Source organism: Collinsella aerofaciens (genome assembly GCF_015548375.1).
Classification (GTDB): Bacteria; Actinomycetota; Coriobacteriia; order Coriobacteriales; family Coriobacteriaceae; genus Collinsella; species Collinsella aerofaciens_AB.
The window spans coordinates 38,736-60,205 of the sequence record NZ_JADMWW010000004.1 but is presented as its reverse complement, the minus strand read 5'-3'; the positions used below and the strand labels follow the sequence as shown (position 1 = coordinate 60,205).

Genomic DNA, 21,470 nt, shown 5'->3' with positions numbered 1-21,470 from the left:
GGGGCACGCATGGCACGGATCCTGATCGTAGAGGACGAGGAGAAAATCGCCCGCTTTGTGACGCTCGAGCTGGAGCACGAGGGCTACCAGGTGGAGCACGCCGCCGACGGCCGCACCGCCGTGGACCTGGCGCTGGAGCGCAACTACGATCTGATTCTGCTCGATGTGCTGTTGCCGCAGCTCAACGGCATGGAGGTGCTGCGACGCGTCCGCAAGCACAAGGATGTACCGGTGATCATGGTCACCGCGCGCGATGCCGTGATGGACAAGGTGGCCGGGCTCGATGCCGGCGCCGACGATTACCTGACCAAGCCGTTTGCGATTGAGGAGCTGTTCGCACGGATCCGCGTGGCGTTGAAGCGCTCGGAGGCCGTGCGGGCGGCTTCGGGCGTTGGCGGCGTTGGGGCCGGGACGGGCGCTACGGGCGCCGCTGCGATACCCCCGGCTGGCGACTCGACCCAGGCATCCGCCTCGCCCTCCCCCGCCGCGCTCACCGTGAGTTCGGTCGCGCTCGATCCCGACCGCCGCGAAGTCACGGTCGGCGGCTCGCCCATCGCGCTCACTGCCCGCGAGTTCGACGTCCTCGCCCTGCTTATGGCGCACGCCGGCACCGTGCTCACGCGCGAGCGCATCGCGCACGAGGCGCTGGGCTACGAATACGTGGGCGACACCAACAACGTCGACGTGCACATCGCGCACTTGCGCGCCAAGATCGAGGACGCCGGCGGCGCCCGCATCATCCAGACCGTGCGTGGGGTGGGCTATGTCTGCCGCGCGTAACGCCGAGGCCAAGCGCGTCACATCCATCGCCCGCGCCATCAACTGGAGCTATATGTGGCGCCGCTTGATGAGCTACGTCTGGCTCGATCTGCTGCTGATGGTGATTGCGGCGGCGATCCTCGTCTATGGATACAACCAGATGCTGCCCGACGGCGCGTTTACCGCAGGATGGATCCCCGGCGTCGCCGTTCACGGCATGTCGCTGGCGCCTGCGCGCGGCTGGGACCTGGCAACGCTCACCTATACCGTCGAGCTTGCGCGTACCACCAAGACTTTCCCCCTCGCGCAGGACCTCGTCGCGCTATGGCCTCTCTACCTTGTCGTTGTGGGTTGGCAGGTCATCAGCGTGCTCGACATGCTCGGCGGCGCCCGTCGCGTGCGCCGCACCATGGCACCGCTCAACGACCTGGCCTTGCGCGTGGACGAGCTCGGCCGTATGCAGCTCTCCGGCGGCAAGATGGAAACACTGGAGCAGGCCATCGAGCGCGCAAGCGTCGACTCGCCGAGCGTCACTACCGGCGACGCCGACCTGGCAAGCATCGAGGTTGCACTCAACCGCCTACTGCGCCAGATGCAAGAGGCCAAACTGCAGCAAATGCGCTTTGTCAACGATGCGAGCCACGAGCTGCGCACGCCCATCGCGGTGATTCAGGGCTACGTAAACATGCTCGATCGCTGGGGCAAAGACGACCCGGACGTGCTGGCAGAATCTATCGCGTCCCTCAAGGCCGAAAGCGAGCACATGCAAGAGCTCGTGGAGCAGCTGCTGTTTTTGGCACGCGGCGATGCCGGGCGCACGGTCCTGCGGCGCGCAAATACCAACCTTGCCGCACTGGTCGACGAGGTATGCGAGGAATCGCAGATGATCGATACCGAGCACACGTATCGGCTGGCCTTTGACGCTGCGCTTGTCAGCGACCCGCGCTGCGACGCGCCCGTCGACGTGGCGCTCGTGAAGCAGGCTCTGCGCGTGATCGTGCAAAACGCCGCCAAGTACTCGGATGCGGGAACGACCGTCACATTTGGCGTAGCGCCGGATGCGGGCGCGGGCACGATCGACATAAGCGTTGAGGACGAGGGCATCGGCATGAACCAGGAATCCGCAGCTCACGCGTTTGAACGGTTCTACCGCGCCGACAATGCACGCGATGCCGGCGCACAGGGCTCGGGTCTGGGGCTTGCCATTGCCAAGTGGATCGTCGATAGCCATGGCGGCGTCATTGGCGTGACCTCAGTCGAGGGCGTCGGCAGCCGCTTTACGATTCGCCTGCCGCGCTAGGAAGCCCCTCGGCATAAATAAAGGGATAGGGCCACACGGCCCTATCCCTTTTTGCTAGCTATGGCAGCTTGTGCGCTACTCGCGGCACAGATGCACGGCGAAACCGGCGAACTCGCGCTTAAAGTACACGAGCTTGGTGCTACCGTCGGGCAGCAGCGCGCGCGACTCTTCGTTGACCTCGAGCCCGCGCTCGGCAAACCACTTCTCGGCCGCATCAATGTCGTTGACGGCAAAGCCGATGTGGCCCTTGGTGCCACGACCATTCTGCTTCATGACCTCGACCAGCGAATCGTTAAAGTACGAAACCGGGGTCTCGATAACGGGCAGACCCATCATCGTCGAGAACAGCTCCGCGATCTCCAGGGCGTCTGCCGGGTCGGTGGCGTTAATGCCCACATGGGCAACGCGCATGCCAAAGAGCTCGACCGGATTGGCGTTCTGCTCACTCATGCAGTCAGCGCCTACTGAGCCATGACGTCAAGAACGGCCTTCTCGGCAGCGACGCGGTTCATGCCGGTCATGAAGGGCACGCCGCTCACGTACGGGCAGGTAAGGCCCTCGGGGGCAACGGTGGTGGCGATCAGCAGATCGGCGCCCTCGTCGCAGTAGTCCTTGGCCTCGGAGATGGCGCACTGCACGATCTCGTACTTGTCGGCGTAACCGTTGGCGTCGAGCATGGTGGCGACCTTCTGGGCAACGAGCGTGGAAGTAGCAGCGCCAGCACCGCAAGCCAAAACGATCTTCTTCATAGGTAATGTCTCCCTTCATGGTTTACTTTAGGTAAGTGTACCGCAGCGAGCGATGGCGCTCGGCCTCGATGCGCTTTTATGCCAGTTTGCTTGCACGCCGCGTATAATACATCTAGCACGTGTTGTCATACCGCTCGCTTTACGAGCGACTAAGGACTCTAAAATGCCCGATTCCCGCACCCTCTGGACCGCCGTCGTCATTATTTGTATCGCCATATCGGTGTTCTTTAGCGTAAAAAAACGCACCACGTTTAAGCGCCTGCAACAGCTTATGGCTGCCAAGCAGTGGGACGAGTTCGATCGTTTGCTCGATGGCAAACTCACCAGCATGCTGTACCCGCGCTATAACCGCGACTACCTGCGCCTGAACTCCTATCTGCTGCGCGAGGACCACAAGCGCGCCGACGAGATGTTCGATTTGCTGCTGGGACTCAATCTGCCCAAGATGCAGCGCGTCGACCTGGTGATTAAGGCCTTTAACTACTACGTTGGCCAGGAGGACCGCAAAAAGTCCAAGGAGCTGCTGCACGAGATCAAAGGCTTTGAGGGCGGCCAGGCCGAGGCAGTCGCACACGAATGCCAACTGATGTACGACACGATGATCCTCAAGCGCCACAACGACATTCCCGAGCTGGAGCGCATGCTCAAGGAGGCCGGTGACGACAAGGTCAAGAGCTGCCGCTTGGAGTATCTGTTGGCTCTGCAGTACAAGAACAAGGGCGACGAAGCCAAGTTCCAGGAGTTCCTGGAGAAGTCGGGGCAACACTCGATGGCCGTCAACGCGTAACGGACGGCTTGTGCTAGACTTCTAGTCTCACGGGGGCGTGGCGGAATTGGCATACGCAGGAGACTTAAAATCTCTCGCCGCAAGGATTGTGGGTTCGAGTCCCACCGCCCCTACCATATGGAGCTTTCGAGCCCGTGTCCCCAAGGGATGCGGGCTCACTTCTTTTAGATGCCGGTGGGACTCGAACCCGCGAGGGGGGCGAGCGTCAAGCGGACGCGCAGCGTCCGCAGCGAGCCGGCGAGGGCGCCAGCAGGCGTCCGAAGCCGGTGCGGATTTGCGCAGCAAATACGCAGACGTCCCACCGCCCCGCGCTTCAGAAAGCCAACTAATTTAGGACGGGCTAAAAAGACAGCTTCGGTCCCTTAGAAGTTGCGGTGGAATAGATCCTGTTTATACCGTTTACCAGCTTATTTAGGAACTATTTCACCGCAACTTATTTAGAGGGTGCTGAGCTCTGGGGTCCAGGAGATGGTGGGGGTCGCACCGTCGAGAGCCTCGTTGATGGTGGCGGCCATGCCGGCGAGTAAGCTGTTCTCGCTTACAGTGAGCGTCTTGTAGCCGCCGGCTCGCATAAGCTCGCGGATTACCACGGCACCAGCCAAGATCACGCCCGCGCGTTTGGGCTGTACACCCGGTAGAGCGGCGATGCCGTCCGCATCCAACGCAGACATGCGCTCGATAGCGGCCGAAACCTGATCCAGCGAAAGCTCGCGCAGGTGCACAAAGCTCGAATCGTACGGTTCCAGCTCATGAACGAGCGCCACGAGTGTGGTGACGGTGCCACCCACTGCGACCAAGCGTTCGGCGCGCTCAAAATTGCTCGGCAGGCCCTCAAAATAGGCAGCGAACTGCTCGCCCGCCCACGCGGCAGCGGCAGTAAGCTCGCCGCGTGCGGGCGGCAGTGCCGAGAAAAATCGCTCCGTCACACGGCGACAACCGATGTCCAGCGAACGCGTGCCCTCCAGCGCAAAGACCCCACGCTCCGGCGCATAGACGCCCGTCGCGAGCTCCGTTGATCCGCCGCCCGAATCGGCAACAATGATGCGCTCGCCGGCAAAGTCGTGCGCCACGCCAAAAAACGTCAGGCGCGCCTCGACCTCGCCCGGAATCACCTGCGGTTCGAGCCCCAGCTCACGCAGACCGTCCAGCAGCAGTGCGGCATTGGATGCATCGCGCGCGGCGCTCGTGCATGTGGTGCAAATGCACGCGGCCCCAAAGGCACGCGCCTCGTCCACAAACATGCGGCATGCAGCGAGCACGCGCTCGACCGCCGCCTCGCAAAAGCGACCCGTCGCGTCCACACCCTCGCCCAGGTCGGTAATCTCGGTATGCTTGGACGATTCCACGATCGCCCCGCCCTCGACCTGCGCCAGCACCAGTCGCGACGACACCGTTCCCAGATCGATCGCCGCCACCTTATATCGTTTGCAATCTGCCATTGCGGGCTCCCCTCCGGGCGCTATTTGCCGTTGGACACGACCGTCTGGCCCTCGACACCGTTAAACCCAAACAGCATGTCGAGCGCCTGGATGTACCACGGGGCGTCCTTACCGACTTCTTCGATTTCCTTGGCAACTTCGCTGGCCTTCTTGGCGTTCGACGACTTCTTGCTCGAAGACGAATCCGAATCGTCGTCCAGGCCCTGCACTTCAACCCTCTTCTCGCCGGGCATCACCAGGCCCAGATCCTCGGACGCCGCATCCTTAATGCCCTCCTCCGAGAGCAGTTTGTCGACGCTTTTTTGCAGCTCATCATTGTATTGCTGACGAATCTCGACCTGCTTGGCCAAGATATCGCTCGAACGCTTTGCCACGTACAGATCGCGCACGGGGAAATACAGGCTCACGAGCACCAGGGCAACGACAATGCCGATGAATAGCCCTCGCTGAGGACCGTGGGTAAAGTCGTAGATCGCCTTGACCACCGCGTTGTCGTTGGCGTAGTGCATAAAGTCCGAGCCCGAAAAACGGTTCGAAGGCCTGCTCGACCTATCGTGCGTTTGAGCCGACGAGCGCTGAGCATGCGACGAACGTGCCGGGCGCACTGGTCCATCTGTCGAAGTATTCACTTGAGCATTGGGGCGCGAGGTACTTGTCGGGCGCTGCATGGAGCGGTCGGCGCCGGCGTAGGCGGATCCACCGAGCTGCACCGTGCGCGCACGGCGAGGCGACGGCTCACGCGAACCGGCGGAATAGTACCTGTTGTCGTAAATCTGATCCATGTGCGCCTTGTGCGGTTGAGGTTTGTTTGCGCTAAGTATTCTAGTTATAGCACGAGCGCCCGCACCGCCTTCGCCAGCCTTTGCTCGACATAAAAAAGGCGCTGAGTCATATGGCCCAGCGCCCAATGGTGCTCAACAGCGCCCGGCTGGAGCAAGGCAAATCCGAGTCTTCCCCGCCCCCGCGACCTCCGCGTGCCTAGCGAATGTTGTAGAACGCGGCCTTGCCGGCGTAACGCGCGCTGCCCTCGAGCTCGTCCTCGATGCGGATGAGCTGGTTGTACTTGGCGATACGGTCGCTGCGGCACGGGGCGCCCGACTTGATCTGGCCGGCGTTGACGCCCACGACCAGGTCGGCGATCGTGGAGTCCTCGGTCTCGCCGGAACGGTGGCTCACGATGCAAGCGTAGCCGGCCTCCTTGGCGGTCTCGATGGCCTCGAGCGACTCGGTGAGCGTGCCGATCTGGTTGACCTTGACCAGGATCGCGTTGGCGGCACCCAGCTCGATGCCCTTCTTGAGGCGCTCGGTGTTGGTGACGAACAGGTCGTCGCCCACCAGCTGCACCTTGTTGCCAATGCGACGGGTGAGCTCAACCCAGCCGTCCCAGTCCTCCTCGGCCATGCCGTCCTCGATGGAGATGATGGGATAGGTGTCGACGAGCTTCTCCCAGTAATCAACCATCTGGGCACTCGTGTACTCCACGCCCTCGCCCTTGAGCTCGTACATGCCGGTCTCGGCGTTGTAGAACTCGGTCGAGGCCGGGTCCATGGCGTACATGAAGTCGATGCCGGGCTTAAAGCCGGCCTTCTCCACGGCCTTGGTGATGTACTCGAACGGCTCGGCATTGGTCTTAAGGTTGGGGGCAAAGCCGCCCTCGTCGCCCACGCCGCCGCCCAGGCCGGCCTCGTGCAGCACGCCCTTGAGGGTGTGGTAGACCTCGGCGCACCAACGCAGGCCCTCGGCAAAGCTCGGGGCGCCCACCGGCATGATCATGAACTCCTGGAAGTCGACGTTGTTGTCGGCATGCACGCCGCCGTTGAGAATGTTCATCATGGGCGTGGGCAGCAGGTGAGCGTTGACGCCGCCCAGGTACTGGTACAGCGACAGGCCCGCCGACTCGGCAGCGGCGCGGGCAACGGCCAGCGACACGCCCAGGATGGCGTTGGCACCGAGCTTGGTCTTGTTGGGGGTACCGTCCGCGGCAATCAGCGCGGCATCGACGGCGCGCTGGTCGAAGGCGTCGAGGCCCACGACGGCGTTAGCGCACTCGTTGTTGACGTGCTCGACGGCCTGCAAAACACCCTTGCCCAGGTAGCGGCCCTTGTCGCCATCGCGCAGCTCGCAGGCCTCAAAGGCTCCGGTCGAAGCACCCGAAGGCACCATTGCGCGGCCAAAGCTGCCGTCCTCGAGCACGACCTCGACCTCGACGGTGGGATTGCCGCGGCTGTCGAGCACCTCGCGACCGTAGACGTCCAAAATATCGCTCATGTTGTCTCCCTCTCACTTGGAAACGGGTTGAATGCTTGGCGACGCGGCTTGCACGCTGTAGAGGCGCGCAGGTTCATAAGTTAGCCATGTCGCACTTTTTGCATTATGCCCTAAGCTAGCCGAGGGATACACTTGATTTTCGAAAAATTTAGCGGAAACGATGAGGCGTGTCAGCCCGTCGTTCCCGCAGTCTTACTCCTCCGCCTTTGCGGCATCCCACAGGTCGTTGAGGCCGTGGGTCGAAAGCTCGGCAAGATCCACGTGAGCATCGGCCGCCATCTGCTCCATCGCGGCCCAGCGACGGCGGAACTTTGCCGTGCTGGCACGAAGGGCGCTCTCGGCGTCAATGCCCTCCTTGCGCGCGACGTTGACCAAAGCAAAGAGCAGGTCGCCAAACTCCATTTCGCGCTCGGGCGAGCCAGGGACCTCGGCCTCAAACTCGGCACGCTCCTCGGCAACCTCGTCCCACACATCCTGGACCGTCTCCCATTCAAAGCCCACGGCAGCCGCCTTGCGCGACACCTTCTGAGCCCGCATCAGCGCCGGCAGATGCGTGGGCACGCCGTCGAGCAGGCCCTCGGGCGCAGCCTCGCCTGCTGCCACGGCCTTGTCCTTGGCAGCCCTCTCGGCAAGCTTGACCTCGTCCCAAATCTTGAGTACCTCGTCGGAGCTGTCGGCATCTACATCGCCAAACACGTGCGGATGACGGCGAATGAGTTTGGCGTCGATATCGCGCGCCACGTCGGCCAGCGTAAACTCGCCGGCATCCGCCGCAATCTGCGCATGCAGCACGACCTGCATGAGCACGTCGCCCAGCTCCTCGCGTAGGTGAACCGCGTCGTCCGCCTCGATGCAGTCGAGTGCCTCGTAGGCCTCCTCGATCATGTTCTTGCCGATGCTGCGGTGTGTCTGTTCGCGATCCCACGGGCAGCCATCGGGCTGACGCAGACGCCAGATGGTCTGCACCAGATGCTGCAGCTCGGCCGACGCGTCTATCAGCGTGGACAGATCGCGCGAGCCCTCGGCATTTTGCTGAGCCATATGCTGCGCCATGGTTATTCCTCCTCCAGGATCACGTGGCGGAACGCACCGCCCTCGTAGATGCCGTAGCTGTGCGTGCCGTCCTTGGGAATGCTCACACTGCCGGGGTTGAAGAGCCACAGGCCCGGGTGCGCGGCACTTTCCTCGTTGACCTTGATGTGCGTATGACCGTAGACGAGCGCGGAGCCCTCGGGCAGCGCGGGCGCGTGGTCGACGCTGTTGTGCATGCCGGCGCCAAAGACATGGCCGTGCGTCAGGAACAGCTCGCGGCCGGTCTCGTCGAACAGCGTGGCGTAGTCGGCCATGACGGGAAAGTCGAGGACCATCTGGTCGACCTCGGCATCGCAGTTGCCGCGTACCGCGATGATGCGGTCGGCCAGGGCGTTGAGCAGCGGGATCACGCGCTTGGGGGCGTAATCGCGCGGCAGGTCGTTGCGCGGACCGTGATAGAGCAGGTCGCCCAGCAGCACGATGCGGTCGGGCTGCTCGGACTCGATGGCGGCAACCAGGCGCTCGGCCCAATATGCCGAGCCGTGGATGTCGGAGGCGATGAGGTATTTCATGGGGAGATCCTTTCGAATGGGGTTGATATGGCTGGGCGCAGGATGTCGCCACCAGCCGCGTTATTCAAATCGCAGTGCCACGGCTTGTGCCGCCTGCATCACGCGCTGGAGCGGCACATTGTGCTCGCGGGCGAGACGGGCGCAGTCCTCGTACTCGGGCGCTGCACGCTCGCTGCCGTCGGGCAGGGTTGCCACCTTGACGGACACCTCGCCCCATAGCGTCGTTACGCGCTCAAAGCGGCGTGGCAGGCAAACGCGCTCCATGACCTGGCGACGAATGCCGTTGGTCGTGGTTTCCAAAAAGATAATCGTCTGCAGGCGCTCGATATCCTCGTGAGCACAGATTACCTGTAGCTGCCAACTGGGACGGCCTTTCTTGCAATAGAGGGGCAGCCAATGCACCTCGCGCGCACCCGCCTCGCGCAGGCGGTCGGCAGCGTAGGCGAGCACCTCGGGCGACGCGTCGTCGATGTCGCATTCCAGCTTGACGATGGTCTCGGGCGCATCGGTCTCGCGGGACAGCGGGGATGTGCTATCGCATTGCATACGGTCCGGATCCTTTCCGCGCGGGCTCGTTTTGTTCACCCAAACGCTAGCACATCGCGGGCTGCGCGGATGTGACGGCGCGCGATGAGCGCGATTTTCCTTGCCCGCAAGAAACCGACACTCCACCGCCTCATCCAAACATGTACATCAGCCTCCAAACATGTCATTTTTTGCAGCTTTTGGAGGCTGATGTACATGTTTTGAGAGCGCAAGCGAGGCCGCACCGCGCGTCGCGCAGCCTTTCCAATCGATTTCGACCCCCGGCGTGTCCGGCGTGTTGAGAGCTGCGCCATTACAATGGAGCGGATTCGCTTGACACAAAGGAGCTGCCATGTCTGTCTGCCCGCTGGTCGATTGCCATACCCACACCTCGTTTTCGGACGGACATGCCTCGTTTGAGGACAACGTTCGCGCCGCTGCTGCGGCCGGCTGCCGCGTCATGGTCTCGACCGACCATCTCACCCTGCCTGCCAGCATGGATGCCAACTGCGAAGTGCAGGTTACTGAGGGCGACCTGCCGGCACATCGTCTGGCCTTTGAGGACGCCCGCAAACTCGCCGCGCAGATTGCGCCGGAGCTCGAGCTTATCTATGGCTTTGAATGCGATTGGTACGAGGGCTGCGAGCCTTTGGTTGAGCGCTGGTCCCAGAGCGCCGTGGTACGCCTGGGCAGCGTGCATTGGATTGGCAACCCAGGCGATATCATGGCCGGTGCCGCGGGTATGGCGGGAACGGAAAACGTCGCTCGCCCCGATACACCCGATTCCCTTTGCGGTTGGATCGACGATGACACCGACCTGCACGTTTGGGAAAACCTGGGGGTACGCGGCGTGTGGGAGCGCTACGTCGACGACTGGTGCCGCGCTTGCGAAAGCCCGCTTAACTTTGATGTGATGGCTCACCCCGACCTGTTCATGCGCTTTTCGAAGGAAGGCTTTGCGCCCGATTTTGATACGGCACCGTTTTGGGAGCAGATGGCAGAGTGCGCACACGATACAGGCCGCCGCGTTGAAGTTTCGACCGCCGCGCCGCGCAAGGGCCTCGACGACTATTACCCCTCGACGGGGCTGTTGCGTTGCTTTGCCCACGCCGAGGTACCCATCACCTTTGGCTCGGACGCGCACCGCGCCTGCGACATCTGCTGGAATATCCGCGAGGCACAAGCCCACGCCTACGACTGCGGCTACCGAACCTTCGACATCCCCCACCCCACCGGCGAATGGGAACCCACACCCCTCGACTAGCCATCCCTTCATAAGTTGCGGTGGAATAGGGATTGTTTTGCCTGATGAAGCGCTTAAACAGTCCCTATTTCACCGCAACTTCCATGACCCCGTTACACCAACAAAGACTGTCCCAAACGACTAGTGGCGGCGGGCGTTGAGTTCGCCGGCAAGCTCGTCGAGGGTGATACCGTAGCGCTCAAGGGTTACGAGCAGGTGGTAGACCAGGTCGCCGGCCTCGTAGCGGATGTGATCGTGATCGTTATCCTTGCAGGCCATGATCACTTCGCTCGACTCCTCGGCAAGCTTCTTGAGCAGCTCGTCCTCGACGTCGGTCAGCAGACGCGCGGTATAGCTCTCCTGCGGCGATGCATCACGACGACCGTGAATCACCTCGGCGAGCCCCGTCAGCGTCTCACCGATATTTCCATCCTGAACGTTTGCGGTGCGCACACCCATGGTTCAATCCTTTCTGGTGGCCGAGCGTCTAATCGAGCGCCCGCCCTACGCGAGTTTCTTGAAGAAGCAGGTACGGTTGCCGGTATGGCAGGCCGGGCCCGGCGAGTCGACCTTGACCAGCAGCGTATCGCTATCGCAGTCGGCCCAGAGTTCCTTGACCGCTTGCATATTGCCGCTCGTCGCGCCCTTGTTCCAGAGCTCCTGGCGACTGCGGCTCCAAAACCACGTGGTCCCGGTCTTGAGCGTCAGCCCCACCGATTCCTCATTCATCCAGGCAACCATAAGCACCTCGCCGGTGTCATACTGCTGAACAACACAAGGAATCAGCCCCTTGGCGTCGTATGTAAGCTTTGAAGGATCGGTTATCTCTTCCATTTCTCTCCCCAAATTCAAACTTCGCAGGTCGGCGAGGGTTGTCCAGGTGCCCGAGATTCCGAGCGACAAGCCCGACGACGCGTACTTAAGTACGCGAGGAGGGTTGGAGCCGGAAGGTCGGGTGCCTGGGCAAGCCGCAGCATTAGAAGTCCAGCCTCACAGGAATACCTTGACTGGCCATATACTCCTTCACCTGGCGAATGCTGAAGGTTCCAAAGTGAAAGACGCTTGCCGCCAGCACGGCATCGGCCTCGCCCTCGATCACGCCCTCGGCAAAATGCTCGAGCGTGCCCACACCGCCGCTCGCGATCACCGGAATCGGCACCGCGCGCGCCACGGCGCGGGTGAGCGCCAGGTCAAATCCGGCCTTGGTGCCGTCGCGATCCATACTGGTCAGCAAGATCTCGCCGGCGCCGCGACGAGCCGCTTCCTCGGCCCACGCCACCGCGTCGATGCCCGTGGCGTTGCGGCCTCCTGCGGTAAAGACTTCCCACTTGTCGGCACCCGGCTCTCCGGGCAAACCGACGCGCTTGGCATCGATCGCCACGACCACGGCCTGACTGCCAAAAGCCGCGGCAGCCTGGCTAATCAGCGACGGGTCGCGCACGGCCGCCGAGTTGAGCGACACCTTGTCGGCACCGGCGGCAACCATGGTCCGCATGCCCGCCAGGTCGCGAAAGCCGCCGCCCACGGTATAGGGAATAGCGAGCTCCTCGGCCGCGTGCGCCGCCATCTCGATGGTCGTCGCACGGTTGTCACTCGTCGCGGTAATGTCCAAAAATACGACCTCGTCCGCACCCTCGCGGTCATAGGCGCGCGCCAGCTCCACCGGATCGCCCGCATCGCGCAAGCTCACAAAGTTGACGCCCTTAACCACACGGCCGTCCTTGACGTCCAGACAGGGAATCACGCGTTTGGTAAGCATGGGCTACTCCTCCCCTCGGGCGGCGACCAGTGCCTGGGCCAGCGTAAAGTTGCCCTCGTAGAGCGCGCGACCGGTAATGGCACCTTCAATCGCGCCCTCACCCACCGCGACCAGTGCGCGGATGTCATCGAGCGTCGAGATACCACCCGAAGCCACGACGGGAAAGCCCGCGACCTCGGCCACATGGCGATACGCCGCTACGTCGATGCCCGTCTGCATGCCGTCGCGCGCGATGTCGGTATACACCAGATGCTTAAAACCCAGCTCGGAAAGCTGCGCCACGGCGTCGTCGAGCGCCACACCCGCACCGTCACGCCAGCCATTCACCTTGACCTGACCGTCGCGCGCGGCAATGTCTGCCACCAGCAACTCGCCAAAGCCTTGGGCTGCCACTTCGGCAAAACCCGGCTCGGTCACCAGCACGGTGCCCAGCGCAATACGGCGAGCACCATAGCCGGCCAGCTCGTCGATGCGCGCGAGCGAGCGGACGCCGCCGCCCACGTCCACAGACAGGCCGTCGACGCCGCAGATAGCCTTTATCGCCGCCGAGTTGGCAGCGCACGTGTCCTCGTCCTCGCCAAAGGCAGAAGACAGGTCTACGATGTGCACCCAGCTTGCGCCCTGCTCGGCAAACGAGCGGGCAACGGCAACGGGGTCGTCGGAATATACCTTGCAGCGGCTCCGGTCGCCGCGCTCCAGGCGCACAACCTTGCCGCCGATCAAATCGATTGCGGGAAACAGAATCATCGGCCGGCCCCCTCGACGATGCTCACGAAGTTCTTAAGGATGCGCTGACCCAGCGCGGAGGATTTCTCGGGATGGAACTGGCAACCCCACACGTTGCCATGGCGCACGATGCACGGGAAGCTCCGCGTATAGTGCGTGCGCGCCAGCACATCGGCGGCATCGGAATCGTCGGCCACCGCGTAGCTGTGGGTGAAGTACATGTTGGCACCCTCGGCAAAACCAGTAAGCAGCGGATCGGCCGCACCGGCGGGCGTCATGTGCACCTGGTCCCAGCCCACGTGCGGCACCTTCAGGCGGCTCGACTCCAGGCGCGTGCACGAACCGCGCATAATACCCAGGCCATCGACCCAGAGGGCACCGGCCCGCTCGGAGGCGTTGCCGTCGGCGACCGCGCTCTCGCTCGCAGGAACGCCCTCGTTGCCGCGCTCAAAAAACAACTGAAGGCCCAGGCAGATACCGAGCAACGGAGTTCCGGCGGCAACGGCGTCGAGCACCGCGTCCGCCTCGCCGCCCTCGCGCATAAAGGCGACCGCGTCGTAAAACGCGCCCACGCCCGGGATGACCAGGCCGTCGGCGTTGCGGATCTGCTCCGGATCGTCCGACGTGCAGGCGGCGGCACCGGCGCGCGCAAGCCCGCGCGCAACGCTCGACAAGTTGCCCTTGTGGTAGTCGACCACCACGATCTTCGGTTCGCCCACGCGACCCCTCCCTTATCTCATCATCCAAAACCACCACAAAGGAGACAGGCACCTCTGTGGTGGTTTTACCCTTGTAACGGTTACAGCGATCCCTTGGTGCTGGGGATGCCCTGCACGCGGGGATCGAGCTCGCAGGCGTGGCGCATCGTGCGGCCCACGGCCTTAAAGGCAGCCTCGATAATGTGATGCGAGTTGCCGCCCACCAGCTCGCGCACGTGCAGCGTGAGCTTGGCATCGCGCGCAAAGGCGCAGAAGAACTCGACGGCCAGCTCGGTATCGAAGCTGCCCACGCGCTCAGTCGGCACGGGCAGCTCACAGTAGGCCTGCCCGCGGCCCGAAATATCAACGGCAGCCATCACGAGTGTCTCGTCCATGGCAATCGCTGCATCGGCAAAGCGTGTAATGCCCGCCTTGTCGCCCAGCGCCTGGCAAAACGCCTCGCCCAGCACAATGCCCGTGTCCTCGACGGTATGATGCGCATCGACCTCCACGTCGCCCACCGCGTGCACCGTCAGATCGAACAGGCCATGGCGGCCAAAAGCGTTGAGCATGTGGTCGAAAAACGGCACACCGGTCGAGATATCACACACGCCGCATCCGTCCAGGTCGAGCTTTACGACAATGTCGGTCTCCCCCGTCTTGCGGGTCACCTCGGCATAGCGGTCCATCTACATCTCCTCCTTCACCAGCGCGGCAAACGCGGCCAGCACCTCGTCGTTTTCCTGCGGGGCGCCTACGGTAATGCGCAGACAGTCCGCGAGCCCCGGCGCGTAACTAAAGTCGCGCACCAAAATTGAATACTCGTCGCGCAGACGCTCGCGCACGCGCGTGGCATGCGGAGTGCGCACAAGCACAAAGTTCGCCGCGCTCGGCCACGCCTCCACGGGCAGACCCTCGGCAGCCATTGCGCGCAGGGCACACAACTCGCGCTCGCGCTCGGATGCGACCTGTGCCACCACGGGCGCGTACGCATCGCGGGCACGCACGCAGGCAAGCGCCGCCGCCTGGCTCAACACGTTGACCGAATAGATCTGGCGAATCGCCGCGAACACGTCGATGACCTCGGGCGCCGCGATCACATAGCCCAGGCGCGTGCCGGCGGCGCCGAACGCCTTGGACAGTGTATGCAGAATCACCAGGTTAGGATGCTCGGCAATAAGGCCTTGCGCCGTAGTTGCCGCGCCAAACGAATCGTCGGCAAACTCCACGTAGGCCTCGTCGACCATGACCATGCCGGGGCAGGCATCGCACAGAGCCGCAACAAAGTCGAGCGGCGCCACGTCACCCGTGGGATTGTTGGGCGAGGTCACGATCGCCAGATTGCACTCGGGAGCCGCCACAAGCACCGCCGCCTGGTCGAGCTCAAAGGTCGCCGGGTCGCGCCACACGTCGCGCACCTCGGTCTGGCACAGCGACGCAAAGAACGCATACTCGCTAAAGCACGGCGGGCAGTTGAGCAGGGTCCGCCCCGCGCCGCCAAACGCCAGCAGGAAGTTATAGAGTAGCTCGTCGCCGCCGTTGCCCACGCAGATGTTCTCGCGCGTCACGCCATGCCAGGCAGCAAGCTCGTCGCGCAGGTCGTTGGACATGGGGTCGGGATAGCGGTTGAGCGGTGCGGCAGCCAAGGCCGCATCAACCGCCTCGCGCACGCCGGCCGGCACGGGATAGGTGTTCTCGTTGGCCGAAAGATTGATGCGCGTGGGCGTAAAGTTGGGATCGTAGGGCTCGATGCCGGTCAAGTAGGGCTGGACGAGCTCCTTCATGCGGGGCGTCAGCTCGGCCATATTAGGCCTCCTCGCCGGTCGCGCCAGCGGCACCGCCCGCAGCCGCCGCCAGGTCCACGCCCTCAGCAACCGTCGCCACGGCGTCGCCCGGCCAGGCGACCTTGGTCAGGTCGGCCGCAGCCAGTGACTCGGCACTCACGGCATCCTCGCCCTGCTCCAGCACGCGACGACGCAGGGCAGCAGAAAGCGCGTGCGCCCACAGGCCCTCGGCCTCGGCTAGACGCTGCGTGGCGGGAGCGTCCGAGAGCAGGCCCTCGGGTGTATAGCAGATAACACTCGAGCGCTTGACGAACTCCTCCACCGAAAGCGGGTTGGAGAACATGGCCGTGCCGCCGGTCGGCAGCGTGTGATTGGGGCCAGCAACGTAATCGCCGAGCGGCTCGGAGCTCCAAGCGCCCACAAAGATGGCGCCGGCGTTGCGAATACCGCCAAGCAGACCCATCGCATCCTTGCAGTGCAGCTCCAGGTGCTCGGGCGCCACGGTGTTCACCGCCTCGACGGCGGCAGCCATGTCGGCGGCCACCACGATGGTGCCCTCATTGTCGAGCGAGGCACGCGTGATCTCGGCACGCGGCGACTGCGCTACCAGAATATCGATACCCGCCTCGACCTCACGCGCAAACTGCTCGTCGCAGGTCACCAGATAGCAGGCCGCCAGCGGATCGTGCTCGGCCTGGGCCATCAGGTCGGCCGCGACCACCATGGGCTTGGCCGTGGCGTCGGCCAGCACGCAGACCTCGGAGGGACCGGCGACCATATCGATACCCACGTCACCCGAGACAATCTGTTTGGCCGCAGCGACAAAGGCGTTGCCCGGGCCGGTGATTTTGTCGACGCGCGGAATGGTCTCGGTACCGTACGCCAGTGCGGCCACGGCCTGGGCGCCGCCCACCATATAGATCTCGTCCACGCCGCCGAGCTTTGCCGCGGCGAGCGTGTAGGGGCTGATCAGGCCGTCCTTTTGCGGCGGGGTCACCATGACCACGCGCTCAACGCCAGCGACCTTGGCGGGAATGGCGTTCATAAGCACGGTGGAAGGGTACTGCGCACGACCGCCCGGCACATAGATTCCAGCTGCAGCAAGCGGGGTCACCTTAACGCCGAGCATCGTGCCGTCCGGGCGCGTGGTAAACCAGCTCTGCTCGACCTCGCGCTGGTGGAACTCGCGAATCTGGCGTGCAGCCTTTTCGAGCGCCGCGACAAAAGCGGGATCGAGGCCTTCGAGCGCGGCATCGATCTGCTCTTGCAGCAGACGGAAGCTCTGCAGCTCGACACCGTCAAAACGCTGGCAGTAATCGCGCACCGCGGCATCGCCGTTGGCACGCACGTTGGCCACGATATCGCGGGCGGCGTCGACGATGTTTTGCGGCAGCACGCCCTTACGGTTGAGCTGGTTGGTAACGAGGCGCTCACCGGGAGCAAGCTTGATGGTCTTCATATCGGTATCCCCTATCGGTCGAGGTTTTTGTTCGAAAAACGAGAGACCGGGCGACGGCGCCAGTCGGCCCGCAGCCCGGACATTGGGGCGCCCGTGCGTGCTCGCGCTATTGTGCCGAGCCCGCAACGGGCTCAAAATGCTTGTCCTTCACGGCTGCCGCCAAGCGATCTGCCAGATTGCGCACGCGCGGATCCAGACGTGCGGCACCCGGATTGACAAAGAAGCGGGCCGTGCAGTCCATAATGCGACCAGTAATAACGAGGTCGTTATCGCGCAGCGTGGCGCCCGTGGCGGTGATGTCCACGATACGGTCGGTCATGCCGACAATGGGGCCCAGCTCGATGTTGCCGTGCAGCGAGACGATGTCGGCGTTCACGCCGCGCTCGGCATACCAGGCACTCGCGATGCGCGGGTACTTGGTTGCCACGCGAAGCGACCCACGGCGGGCATAGTTGCGCTCGGCCTGGCCGGCGCGCCACGCGGGCTCCGCCTCGATAAACGTGCACAGGCCGTAGCCCAGGTCGACCAGCTGCAGCAGGTTGAGGTCTGCCTCGATAAGCGAGTCCCAGCCGCAGATGCCGCAGTCGGCACCGCCGCAGCCCACAAAGGCGGGCGCGTCGCTGGGACGCACGATGACAAACTCGATATCGCCGACCGCACCCTCACCGGCCTGTGTGTCGCGGCCGCGCACGATGAGGTGACGACCGGGGTCACGCAGCTCAGAGACATCCAAGCCCGCGGCCTCGAGCACGTCGAGCGTGTCGGCCTTAAGCGAGCCCTTGGGCACGGCAATGCGCAGCGGACCCTCGGCGCCACGGCCCGCGGCGTGATCGCCATCGGAAGCAGCGTCCTCGGCCGAGGTGTGCGCGGCCTCTAGACGCTCGAGCGAAAAGGCGAAGCCCGCCGCCGGCACCTCGATGCCGTCGCCAAATGCACCGGTAAAGATGGAGTCGTAGCGTCCGCCCGAACCCACCGGATCGGGCAGGCCGCCGGCATAGGCCTTAAAGACCAGACCCGTGTAGTAATCAAACGAGTTCATGATGGAGAAGTCGAAGGACAGCACCTGGGCGTCCTCGGGAGCCAGGCCCTCGACCAGGGCACGCAGCTCGCGCGTGAGCGGCGCGACAATGCCCACCGCCGCCAGAAGCGCGTCGACGCGGTCGAGTACCTCAGCGCCGCCGTGCAAGCGCGGCAGCTCGCTGATGGCAGCCTTGACGGCCTCGGGCTCGGCGCTTGCCGCCACACGGGCATCGAGGCCCACAAAGTTGTTGACGTGTACGCAACGCAATGCCTCGGCAGCCAGCTCGCGATCCTCGCACGCCGCGAGCAGCTCCTTAAACGGGCGCACGCTACCTGCGATAATGCGCGCATCGGGCAGCGCCAACTTGCGAACGGCCTCGGCCACCAGCGAGACGATCTCGACATCGCCCGCGGTATCGCCCGCGCCGATGAGCTCAAAACCCAGCTGGGTAAATTGACGCGAACCGCCGGCATTGCGCTGGCATTCGCGAACCACCGGCGCCTCATAGCGCAGGCGCAGCGGCAAGTCGGCCGCGCGCATGCGGGTCGAGACCAAACGCACGATCGGCAACGTATTGTCGGGACGAACCACCAACAAGCGGCCGTCATCGTCAAAAAGCTTAAACGGCGTGTCCGCGATACGGCCGCCCTCCTCGAGCGAGCCCTTGTCCTCGAGCAGCGGCGTCTCAACCGGCAGATAATGATGCTCCCTAAAGCAGCCCTTCACCGTCAGCGCGATCTCCTCGCGCGCCTGAGCCTCCTCGGGCAATATGTCCCGGAATCCCCACGGTGTGGCCGTCATCTGGTGAGCCTCCTCATGCTGTGTTGCATACAGAACAAACGACCGGCATAGCTCCGCCGGTCTTTTGGGTACTTTAGCATACTAGAGTGCTTGCGGGGAAAATCCTTGTCCGCAGCTCACACCGTATTCATTTGGAAACATAGGGGCAGACGCTCAGCTAAATCTGACGATTATCTAGGCCAACCAGAAACCATATCCCGTTTTTCGTCTAAAAACTGGGATGCAGTTTCCGCTGAGGACCTTTTCCGAACTGCTTCTGCAGCGGCTGTTTTGGCTCCGGGACCGCGTCAATCGCATATCTTTATGGCGCCTTTATCCTACACATGTTGTATAACTACCAAATGTGGAATATAACAAAGAGCAAAACATAGGCTGAGCGTTATGGAGGATTGAGGTTGAAAGAGAAGCTATTTCGATGGGTCGTGAAGCACCGCAAACCCATCATCGCGTTCTATGCGGTGGCAGCACTGGTATGCCTGTTCCTGCGCCAGTTTGTAGGCGTTAACTACGACATTACGAGCTATCTGCCCGACGAAGCGGCGTCGACCGTCGCTCTGAATACCATGGGTGATGAGTTTGAGGGTGACATTCCCAACTGTCGCGTTATGGTGCCCAATGTCTCGATCGCTCAGGCGCTCAAATACAAGGACAAAATCAAAAAGGTCGACGGCGTCGAGGAGGTCCTATGGCTTGACGACGCGGCAGATATCGATCAGCCGCTTGCCACGCAAGACAAAGACACCGTTGAGACCTATTACAAAAAGAACAACGCCCTGTTTACGGTGACGGTTAATTCCGAAAAGGAGATCGAGGCAACCGACGCTATTCGAGATATCGTGGGCGACGAGGGCGCCATTACGGGCTCGGCCATGTCTAACGCGCTCGCCACCACATCGACCGAGCAGCAGATCAGCATTATCACGGTCGCTGTCATAGCGATTATCTTCGTGATTCTGGTCATCACGACTACCAGCTGGGCCGAACCCATCCTGGTGCTGCTGGGCCTGGGCGTCTCGGTGTTTATCAACTGGGGCACCAACCTCATCTTTGGCGAGATTAGCTTTGTCACCAACTCTGCGGGCTCCATTTTGCAGGTTGCCATCGCGTTGGACTTCTCGGTCTTTTTGCTGCACCGCTTTAACGAGGAGCGTGGCCGCCACGGCAGCGTTGCCGAAGACATGGTGCAGTCGTGCTGCCTGTCCTCGGTCGCCGTGTTTTCGAGCGGTTGCACGGTCTGCATCGGCTTTATCGCGCTTGCCGCCATGCAGTTTAAGATCGGCCCCGACCTTGGTCTTGCCCTTGCAAAGGGTATCGCCATCAGCCTGGTATCGGTCTTTACCTTTGTTCCTTCGATGTTCGTTCAGTTCGATGGCTTTGTGCAAAAATCGCAGCACAGGCCCTTTGTCCCGCCGCTGGGTAAGTTCGCCCGTCTGGTGCTCAAGGTCTGTATCCCCGCTGCCGTCGTGATCCTCGCCGTGGTTTACCCTGCGCGTGTGGCATCGACCTCCAGCGATATCACGTACTACTACGGCACTTCGCACATTTTTGGTTCGGATACGCGGCTTGGTCAGGATATGGACAAGGTCAAGGAGGTCTTTGGCAACTCCGATACCTACGTTGTGCTCGTTCCCCGTGGAGAGGTGAGCGAGGAGCAGGCACTCTCCAATGAGCTCAAGGCGCTCCCCGAGGTCAAGTCCATCCAGAGCTATGTTGACGTTGCGAGTCCCTATATCCCCACGGGCATGGCCGAAAAGGACACGCTCGATCTGGTGGAGGGAGAGCACTACAGCCGTTTGGTGCTCACGGTTACCGCGCCCTACGAGGGTCCGAGTACATTTAAGCTGGTCAAGAAGATTCGTTGTATCGCGGACAAACATTATCCGGGTAAGGCAATGCTCGCCGGCGAGGGCGTGAGCACCACCGACCTTAAGGACACCATCACCGTCGATAAGGGCAAGGTCGACCTCATCGCCGTCGTGGCCGTGTTCGCGGTCTTGCTGCTGGCCACCAAGTCGCTGAGCCTGCCGATCATCTTGGTGCTCGTGATTGAGACCTCGATCTGGGTCAACTTTGCTGCACCGCTCTACACCGGTATGCACGAGTTCTTCCTCGCCTACTTAATTGTGAGCTCCATCCAGCTGGGCGTTGCCGTCGACTACGGCATCCTGATTGCTGACCGCTATCGTGAGGACCGCGTGACCATGCATAAGCGCGAAGCGCTACTCGAGACCATGGAAGCTTGCACGATTCCTGTTTTGACCTCTGGATCGGTTCTGCTAATCAGTGGCTTCCTGATCCATGCGATCTCGAGCCACGGCGTGCTCAAGCAGATCGGCTGGTTCCTGGGCGTCGGCGTGAGCATCTCCCTAGTCGCCGTACTCTTTGCGCTGCCGGGTTTCCTGTATGTGCTCGATGGCCTCATCGGCAAGACCACGCTCAAAGCTCATTTTTTGCCCAAGGATGCCCAGGATCCGGTTTCGGATACCACCGAGGCATCGGCTGCGGACGGCTCCGCTCAGTAACGTTTTACAAAGCAGTTGGAAGGAAT

At 62.6% G+C, this 21,470-nt stretch carries 22 protein-coding genes and 1 tRNA gene; 6 read left to right on the top strand and 17 right to left on the bottom strand.

Annotated elements, in window-relative coordinates:
* The first annotated feature begins 9 nt into the window (after window positions 1–9).
* Entirely contained in the window at window positions 10–780 is a 771-nt protein-coding gene (locus tag I1969_RS03030) for a response regulator transcription factor (RefSeq protein WP_195232729.1), read from the top strand.
* Window positions 764–2,059, top strand: a complete 1,296-nt coding sequence (locus tag I1969_RS03025) for a sensor histidine kinase (RefSeq protein WP_195232720.1) — start codon at window positions 764–766, stop codon at window positions 2,057–2,059. Before I1969_RS03030 ends, I1969_RS03025 begins: the two co-directional genes overlap by 17 nt.
* A gap of 75 nt (window positions 2,060–2,134) precedes the next feature.
* On the opposite strand, the gene I1969_RS03020 is transcribed toward I1969_RS03025, so the two are convergent.
* Window positions 2,135–2,509: a VOC family protein gene (locus I1969_RS03020; protein ID WP_117802785.1), complete on the bottom strand. Its 375-nt coding sequence runs from the start codon at window positions 2,507–2,509 to the stop codon at window positions 2,135–2,137.
* 11 nt (window positions 2,510–2,520) lie between these two features.
* Window positions 2,521–2,808 carry a PTS sugar transporter subunit IIB gene (locus tag I1969_RS03015; RefSeq protein ID WP_195232718.1) on the bottom strand — a complete coding sequence of 96 codons (288 nt, stop codon included), beginning with the start codon at window positions 2,806–2,808 and terminating at the stop codon, window positions 2,521–2,523.
* A 163-nt stretch (window positions 2,809–2,971) separates the two neighbouring features.
* Between I1969_RS03015 and I1969_RS03010 the strand changes: the two genes are divergently transcribed.
* Together I1969_RS03010 and I1969_RS03005 are read left to right on the top strand one after the other, a co-directional pair.
* Window positions 2,972–3,595 carry a hypothetical protein gene (locus I1969_RS03010; protein WP_148332640.1) on the top strand — a complete coding sequence of 208 codons (624 nt, stop codon included), beginning with the start codon at window positions 2,972–2,974 and terminating at the stop codon, window positions 3,593–3,595.
* Between the two features lie 31 nt (window positions 3,596–3,626).
* Window positions 3,627–3,711, top strand: a tRNA-Leu gene (locus I1969_RS03005).
* Between the two features lie 321 nt (window positions 3,712–4,032).
* Here the strand turns inward: I1969_RS03005 and I1969_RS03000 are convergent.
* The 6 genes from I1969_RS03000 to larC2 all read right to left on the bottom strand — a co-directional run bounded on the left by I1969_RS03000 (window position 4,033) and on the right by larC2 (window position 9,452).
* On the bottom strand, window positions 4,033–5,034 hold the full coding sequence (locus I1969_RS03000) for a Ppx/GppA phosphatase family protein (protein WP_195232716.1): 1,002 nt from the start codon (window positions 5,032–5,034) through the stop codon (window positions 4,033–4,035).
* Between the two features lie 20 nt (window positions 5,035–5,054).
* A complete protein-coding gene (locus I1969_RS10990) occupies window positions 5,055–5,816 on the bottom strand; it encodes a hypothetical protein (RefSeq protein ID WP_229028219.1) in 762 nt (253 codons plus the stop codon).
* A gap of 196 nt (window positions 5,817–6,012) precedes the next feature.
* Window positions 6,013–7,302, bottom strand: coding sequence for a phosphopyruvate hydratase (gene eno, locus I1969_RS02990; protein WP_195232714.1), 1,290 nt, complete (start codon window positions 7,300–7,302; stop codon window positions 6,013–6,015).
* Window positions 7,303–7,494: 192 nt separating this feature from the next.
* Window positions 7,495–8,355 carry a nucleoside triphosphate pyrophosphohydrolase gene (gene mazG, locus I1969_RS02985; RefSeq protein WP_195232712.1) on the bottom strand — a complete coding sequence of 287 codons (861 nt, stop codon included), beginning with the start codon at window positions 8,353–8,355 and terminating at the stop codon, window positions 7,495–7,497.
* A gap of 2 nt (window positions 8,356–8,357) precedes the next feature.
* On the bottom strand, window positions 8,358–8,906 hold the full coding sequence (yfcE, locus tag I1969_RS02980; protein WP_195232710.1) for a phosphodiesterase: 549 nt from the start codon (window positions 8,904–8,906) through the stop codon (window positions 8,358–8,360).
* Window positions 8,907–8,966: 60 nt separating this feature from the next.
* Window positions 8,967–9,452 (bottom strand): nickel pincer cofactor biosynthesis protein LarC2, encoded by a 486-nt coding sequence (gene larC2 / locus I1969_RS02975; protein WP_195232708.1) that lies wholly within the window; start codon window positions 9,450–9,452, stop codon window positions 8,967–8,969.
* Window positions 9,453–9,783: 331 nt separating this feature from the next.
* Here larC2 and I1969_RS02970 point away from each other — a divergent pair, with 331 nt between their 5' ends.
* Window positions 9,784–10,695 (top strand): PHP domain-containing protein, encoded by a 912-nt coding sequence (locus tag I1969_RS02970; protein WP_195232700.1) that lies wholly within the window; start codon window positions 9,784–9,786, stop codon window positions 10,693–10,695.
* Window positions 10,696–10,815: 120 nt separating this feature from the next.
* Here I1969_RS02970 and hisE read toward each other — a convergent pair whose 3' ends face one another.
* The 9 genes from hisE to hisG all read right to left on the bottom strand — a co-directional run bounded on the left by hisE (window position 10,816) and on the right by hisG (window position 18,922).
* Complete coding sequence (gene hisE, locus I1969_RS02965; RefSeq protein WP_148332629.1) at window positions 10,816–11,133, bottom strand: phosphoribosyl-ATP diphosphatase; 318 nt, start codon at window positions 11,131–11,133, stop codon at window positions 10,816–10,818.
* A 45-nt stretch (window positions 11,134–11,178) separates the two neighbouring features.
* Window positions 11,179–11,508, bottom strand: a complete 330-nt coding sequence (gene hisI / locus I1969_RS02960) for a phosphoribosyl-AMP cyclohydrolase (RefSeq protein WP_148332627.1) — start codon at window positions 11,506–11,508, stop codon at window positions 11,179–11,181.
* A gap of 142 nt (window positions 11,509–11,650) precedes the next feature.
* Window positions 11,651–12,433, bottom strand: coding sequence for an imidazole glycerol phosphate synthase subunit HisF (gene hisF, locus I1969_RS02955; protein ID WP_117654877.1), 783 nt, complete (start codon window positions 12,431–12,433; stop codon window positions 11,651–11,653).
* Window positions 12,434–12,436: 3 nt separating this feature from the next.
* On the bottom strand, window positions 12,437–13,180 hold the full coding sequence (locus I1969_RS02950; RefSeq protein WP_195232698.1) for a 1-(5-phosphoribosyl)-5-[(5-phosphoribosylamino)methylideneamino]imidazole-4-carboxamide isomerase: 744 nt from the start codon (window positions 13,178–13,180) through the stop codon (window positions 12,437–12,439).
* Entirely contained in the window at window positions 13,177–13,878 is a 702-nt protein-coding gene (locus I1969_RS02945) for an imidazole glycerol phosphate synthase subunit HisH (protein WP_195232696.1), read from the bottom strand. The genes I1969_RS02950 and I1969_RS02945 overlap by 4 nt, the downstream gene beginning before the upstream one ends.
* An 80-nt stretch (window positions 13,879–13,958) precedes the next feature.
* Window positions 13,959–14,546, bottom strand: a complete 588-nt coding sequence (hisB, locus tag I1969_RS02940; protein WP_195232694.1) for an imidazoleglycerol-phosphate dehydratase HisB — start codon at window positions 14,544–14,546, stop codon at window positions 13,959–13,961.
* Entirely contained in the window at window positions 14,547–15,662 is a 1,116-nt protein-coding gene (hisC, locus tag I1969_RS02935) for a histidinol-phosphate transaminase (protein ID WP_195232692.1), read from the bottom strand.
* Window position 15,663: 1 nt separating this feature from the next.
* Window positions 15,664–17,100, bottom strand: a complete 1,437-nt coding sequence (hisD, locus tag I1969_RS02930; RefSeq protein WP_195232690.1) for a histidinol dehydrogenase — start codon at window positions 17,098–17,100, stop codon at window positions 15,664–15,666.
* 106 nt (window positions 17,101–17,206) lie between these two features.
* Window positions 17,207–18,922: an ATP phosphoribosyltransferase gene (gene hisG / locus I1969_RS02925; protein ID WP_195232688.1), complete on the bottom strand. Its 1,716-nt coding sequence runs from the start codon at window positions 18,920–18,922 to the stop codon at window positions 17,207–17,209.
* 395 nt (window positions 18,923–19,317) lie between these two features.
* Here hisG and I1969_RS02920 point away from each other — a divergent pair, with 395 nt between their 5' ends.
* Window positions 19,318–21,444 (top strand): efflux RND transporter permease subunit, encoded by a 2,127-nt coding sequence (locus I1969_RS02920; protein ID WP_148332611.1) that lies wholly within the window; start codon window positions 19,318–19,320, stop codon window positions 21,442–21,444.
* The last annotated feature ends 26 nt before the right edge of the window (window positions 21,445–21,470 follow it).